This is a genomic window from Desmonostoc vinosum, from assembly GCF_059505385.1.
Genome location: NZ_JCACKM010000273.1, coordinates 1 through 4972, shown reverse-complemented (window position 1 = coordinate 4972; position 4972 = coordinate 1). Strand labels below are relative to the sequence as shown.

General features: G+C 36.9%; 7 protein-coding genes. All 7 read right to left on the bottom strand.

From position 1 onward, the window contains the following. Positions 1-92: 92 nt before the first annotated feature. The 7 genes from AC5JMF_RS29270 to AC5JMF_RS29240 all read right to left on the bottom strand — a co-directional run bounded on the left by AC5JMF_RS29270 (position 93) and on the right by AC5JMF_RS29240 (position 4844). Positions 93-365: a hypothetical protein gene (locus tag AC5JMF_RS29270; protein ID WP_495799212.1), complete on the bottom strand. Its 273-nt coding sequence runs from the start codon at positions 363-365 to the stop codon at positions 93-95. Between the two features lie 200 nt (positions 366-565). Beyond that, complete coding sequence (locus AC5JMF_RS29265; protein ID WP_495799213.1) at positions 566-1186, bottom strand: TMEM165/GDT1 family protein; 621 nt, start codon at positions 1184-1186, stop codon at positions 566-568. Between the two features lie 263 nt (positions 1187-1449). Then, positions 1450-1911 carry an SET domain-containing protein gene (locus AC5JMF_RS29260; RefSeq protein ID WP_495799211.1) on the bottom strand — a complete coding sequence of 154 codons (462 nt, stop codon included), beginning with the start codon at positions 1909-1911 and terminating at the stop codon, positions 1450-1452. A gap of 2 nt (positions 1912-1913) precedes the next feature. After that, positions 1914-2225 (bottom strand): DMT family transporter, encoded by a 312-nt coding sequence (locus AC5JMF_RS29255; RefSeq protein WP_495799210.1) that lies wholly within the window; start codon positions 2223-2225, stop codon positions 1914-1916. A gap of 158 nt (positions 2226-2383) precedes the next feature. Beyond that, the gene (locus tag AC5JMF_RS29250; protein ID WP_495799209.1) at positions 2384-3214 is read right to left on the bottom strand and encodes a fatty acid desaturase family protein; all 831 of its coding nucleotides are present in this window, start codon (positions 3212-3214) and stop codon (positions 2384-2386) included. A 555-nt stretch (positions 3215-3769) separates the two neighbouring features. Then, positions 3770-4183, bottom strand: coding sequence for a DNA mismatch repair protein (locus tag AC5JMF_RS29245; RefSeq protein WP_495799208.1), 414 nt, complete (start codon positions 4181-4183; stop codon positions 3770-3772). A gap of 187 nt (positions 4184-4370) precedes the next feature. Next, on the bottom strand, positions 4371-4844 hold the full coding sequence (locus AC5JMF_RS29240) for an SHOCT domain-containing protein (RefSeq protein ID WP_495799207.1): 474 nt from the start codon (positions 4842-4844) through the stop codon (positions 4371-4373). Positions 4845-4972 lie beyond the last annotated feature (128 nt).

The window sequence follows — 4972 nt, the reverse complement described above, 5'->3', positions numbered from 1 at the left end:
GTTGCAATTAGCGCTCCTGCTATCAACGGTTAATTCTCAACTTGAACTCAATAAAAAGCGCCTCCCACGAACGGGGGCGCTTTTTAGTTGGTTTAGCTTAACCAAAAAGAAGCACCGCGCTCTAAGGCTTCGTTGAGCGTCAGGATGAATTTTTGGGCAATGACGAATTGACCCGCAACTAATTCAATCCTACGGATTGAATTAGTTGCGGGTCGATGATAGCGAAGCGGTAGCGAGTCATCGAGCGTCGGAATTGCCATTTTTGTGATATTATATTCACCGCTGCTACTTTTAAACAAAGTCGAAAATACTGGTTTGAAAGCAATAGTTGTAAACTCTAATAACGCTAACCAAACTATCAACATAAAGGCGCGTGGGACGCACGCCCTTAAAGCTCAGATAATGTCTTCGTGCGAAGAGTCTCTGAGAAGCCCGCGCTGTATGCGTAAGCATCAGAGTCGGGTACGTCACATAATGCAAGAAAGATAATGTAGGGGAAAATTTAGCAAGATCCTCGTTAATAATTGAGCATATCTGTAAACCCGCCCCTACTTGTTTACTTTTCCTATGCTCCTTCCATGGCAGCAACAACACCAAAAACTAAGAACAGACATCCACCAATTAAAGTAAGTTGGCGCTCAGAGATTCGCCCAGCAATCATTCTTCCACCAATAACAGCGATCGCAGCACAAATGGCATGTCCTAAAATTGCCCCGATTGTAACTCCTACGGCATTGTTACTGGCTGCTAGAGCAATAGTAGCGATTTGCGTGCGATCGCCCCACTCGGCCATAAATGTTAATACAAACGCTTCTATTAAAATTGCCCAAGCAGTTTTTCGCTTTGGTAGCTGTAAATCTGCTTTTTTCACCGCAGCTTCAGCCTCTTCTACAACTTCTGTGTTACAAGTAGCAGCAGACATCTTACTAGCTTCATACAAGAGCTTAATACCAAAGGCAATAAACAAAGCTATTTCAGCATAATGAATATAAACTTTTGGCAACAAAGATACCGTTTGTCCCAACAGCACCGAGAGAATAGTCATCGCTGCTAAAGCAGCTGTGACACCTAGAAATACTAACCGCCGTGAATGATGCATAGATAAAATCACAGCGATAAAAAATGTTTTATCCCCTAACTCTGAAACTGTGATTAATAATAAACCTGCGGTAAAAGCTGTTAACACTCTCTCAAGCTCCTGATTAATCTTACCTTTACGAGCTTGATGAGAGCCAAAAGACTTCACCAAGCTCACATTTTTTACGTGAACTTAGTGAAGGTCTCGCTGCCAAATACTTATTACTTGTCATCTAAACCAGGCTCATCGCCAGTATGTTGATTTAGATGTACTGGCTTTTAAAGCTTTTTGCCAGTAGCTACTCCCCTTCTATCAGATCGTAATACTACATCTCTTCAAGACATGAGTCAAGGTAATAAGACATAAATTCTTCATGCAGAAATCAGTGATTTTTCATAATCAACGGCAGTTTGCAGCGTTGCTTTGTTCAAGCTTAGTGTTGTTTTAGATAGATGTGGCATTCCAACTCGAACAAAATATGTATCGTCATAACAGTTGTAATCACATAATAATTCTTCTCCTGGCATGATGTCGCGTGCAGTCACATCTTGTCGTGGAGTAGAGATAATATTTGGAAAATCTGGCTCATGATTAATAAACCGTTGGTCATCAGAGCAGAGGATATACAACCCTAGCTCTTTATCGTAATAAGCATATTTAAAAAATATTTCCCTAGCCGGATTAGGCATTCTCAATACGTCACTCTCAGAATAAGAGGAGTCAAAATCGGGATGATATTGCCATGTCACTGTTCCCTTGGGAATGAATTGATCGGCAAAAAGACCAATTCCATGAACTTTGCTGGGTTGAATCTGTGTTTTTACTAAAAGCATTGTTAAATTAACCTTAAACCAATAACACCAATAACAATCAAAGCAACGCAAAGATAACGAACTAGTCCGTAGCTCTCACCAAACAAAACAATATCTGCTATCACAGTACCGATAGCTCCAATACCAGCCAGTACCGCATAAGTAGTTCCAACTGGAATTGTTTTGAGTGCTTGTGACAAAAAGAAAAAACTCAAAATTGTGACGGCAGTAGTTGCTGCGGTTGGCAGGAAGTTAGTAAATCCGTTGCTCAACTTTAATGTGACTGCCCACGTTGTTTCCAAAAGACCTGCGATCAGAATGTGTATCCACGCCATAAATTTTAGATAACTAGCTTGAAAAATGGGTTAGAGATTGGAGACCACAGAAGAGGGATTTTTATACTTTTGTTATGTGCTATTGTTCATGGAAGTTTAGTTGAAAGATAGTTATAAACAATGAATTTTGATTGAGAAAAAAGAATTTTTATTTTTTGTTACTGTACAGTTGAATTAACCGGAGTTTCAATCGTTTTTATGCGATTTATGAAGCCAAGAGGAGGTGGAAACTTTAATATCACTCGCTCAACATTATCTAGTTCATTACGTAGACTTTGATAAATTTTCGGTCTCTCACTCCAATGAATATTGGGACGTAAATGATGCTCTTGGTGATAACCTTCGTTGCAAAAAAGTAGATTGTAGATGCGACCATAATGGCTAGTTGAGTTGGCGTAGGAATTTTCAGGTATAGCGCCAAAGTGTTCATAATAATTAGCTAGATATGTTAGAAACCAACCAAAATAGAATATGGGAATCACAAAGAATAAAAAGAATTGCCATGAGATTAGCAAGTAGCCGATGATTGCTAAAAGACAAGCACTAAGCTCAAAGTACAATTGAATACTTTCTTTTTGCATTTTTGCCTGACGAAATGACTGGGCTAAATCATCGCGAAAAATTGCTAAAGCGCAATAGGCGATCGCGTTCTCACTTTGATCATTTTTTCCATAGGCAAAGGTAGAAGAATGATCTTTAGTTTGACCATAGGCATCTTGTCTGTCATTGCCATATCGATGATGATTGAAATGAATATGACGATAATGAGTGACAGGAGAACCAAGGTTCGCTGAGTTTACTATTGCATAGATGTTATTTAAAAGTTTAGATTTAAACCAAGGAGTATGAACAAAATTATGGGTAGCAACTAGAGCGTTGTACCAAAAGAGAAAAAGACAGAGTGGATAAAAAAGTAAATAATCTAAAAAAGTATGTGATTTCCAAGTTATTGCCAACCAAATATTTAGCACTAACTGAAAAGTTGTCATGAAAAATAGAAGGCTATCCCGCTGAGAATACCTGAACAACATGCTCATTTTGTTAGTTTAGATAAAGGTAATATGATGCCTGAAAACTCTCTGGTGATAGACCTAATTTTAGATATCACCGTCAACATAATTCGTAATTACACTGTGTACTGGATAGAGTATTATATGGAAAGTGCCAATAAGATTAAGTGTTGAGTGTATCTAAGAGATTTTTCTGAGTTAAATGTGTAATTTATTACATAAACACTTGGTTTGAGTACAAGCAATAGAAAATGCAGAAGAAATTTTCATTCTCTCGTTGCACTGACTTGGGCATGAAAGTTTAGCTTGTGAAGTTAGGTTAAAGATTGTCAAGCAATGCGATTCTACGCATTTTTGTTGTGATTATAGCGAAGCGATCGCTTCACAAATAGCTTTAGCGCGTCTATCTTTAAATAGTGCAATAATAAACCACAGAGGGTGAGATAATACAGAAAAATAAACGAATATTGTTTCTATATTTTAGGCACTAATTTAGAATAGACGCGCTACTACACTGTCAAAGCTAATTTGTTCTTATTGCAAATACTCGGGTGTTAGCTTGTGGCTGCTAAAAATTTTCATGTCATATTCAATATTATCTAAAAGAATAGAGAAGATTGTTCTATCATATTCACCTTCACAAAAAGTTTCTATTATCAAGTCATTCTCCAAATTTTGAATATATGCCTTCATAAACATAAATTCTGAATTTAATTCATTGATATATTCTAATAAATAAGTTCTATTTATATTTATCTGACAAGAGTAAAGTACTCTAATTAATACTCCTCTATTTTGAATATATTTAACAATTAAATTTTGTTTTCTGGAGTGACGACATAAAAGTAATTCATTATCTTCTTGAACGTGATATCCATTGAATTCTAAATGATTACGATATCTGACTAAAGGATGAGCTAAAAAATCACCAAAATTAATTTCTGGCATGGGTTATAGCCTCACAAAATTTTCCCAAAATTAGGTTAGCTAAACTTAGTATTCCCAGATAGCCAAGAACTGAATCAGGATGACGACTGCTAAAACTAATTTCGCTCCTACTCCTGTCCTATTCTATTTAGACTCTATTAATCGCTTACTATCTCCAAAATTTTACATTACTGAGTTAGCCTTGTAGTTACTTAAGTTTGCGTTCGTATTTATCCCGGATTTCCGAACGACGCAGCATATAAGCCGTTTTGGCTTCCTCATATTGCATATATTTTCCATGAGTATATAACGGTGTCAAAATTGCTAAACAAATCATGAAAAATCCTCCTATCTGGAAAGACGGAAAAACCCACAAACCTAGACATACAGCAAAAAAGCCCAAGATATACATCACACCAACATATGCTGTCGTTGGTTCGTAGTAAGGTATTCCATCGTTGGTATATAGCAAATATTTCTCGCGTTCAGTTTGCCAGTCTTGGTTAATTTGCAGTAGCTCATTCTGCAATTCCAAATGAAGAAGTCGCTCTTGTGAAAGACTTTCAGTAGGCTGCTGTTGCGACAAAATTTTTGCTTTCACCTGTTCATATTCTTTAGCTGTAATTGCCCCAATCTTTAGTAAAGAATGCAATTTTTGTAACTCATCCGCAATGTTACTCATTGTAAATTTACTGGTATAGCTCTGCTGATCAATTATCTGCTTTCAAACTTCGATTTAACAACGCCTGATCTTTAGCTGGAGTTTGGACTAATTTGGATTCAACCAGCAATTAAGAGAACAGCAAGACA

Excerpts from the sequence above, each read along its gene's own strand:
- AC5JMF_RS29270 (WP_495799212.1), bottom strand. The coding sequence starts at position 365 with ATGTTGATAGTTTGGTTAGCGTTATTAGAGTTTACAACTATTGCTTTC.
- AC5JMF_RS29260 (WP_495799211.1), bottom strand. The coding sequence starts at position 1,911 with ATGCTTTTAGTAAAAACACAGATTCAACCCAGCAAAGTTCATGGAATT.
- AC5JMF_RS29255 (WP_495799210.1), bottom strand. The coding sequence starts at position 2,225 with ATGGCGTGGATACACATTCTGATCGCAGGTCTTTTGGAAACAACGTGG.
- AC5JMF_RS29250 (WP_495799209.1), bottom strand. The coding sequence starts at position 3,214 with ATGACAACTTTTCAGTTAGTGCTAAATATTTGGTTGGCAATAACTTGG.
- AC5JMF_RS29245 (WP_495799208.1), bottom strand. The coding sequence starts at position 4,183 with ATGCCAGAAATTAATTTTGGTGATTTTTTAGCTCATCCTTTAGTCAGA.
- AC5JMF_RS29240 (WP_495799207.1), bottom strand. The coding sequence starts at position 4,844 with ATGAGTAACATTGCGGATGAGTTACAAAAATTGCATTCTTTACTAAAG.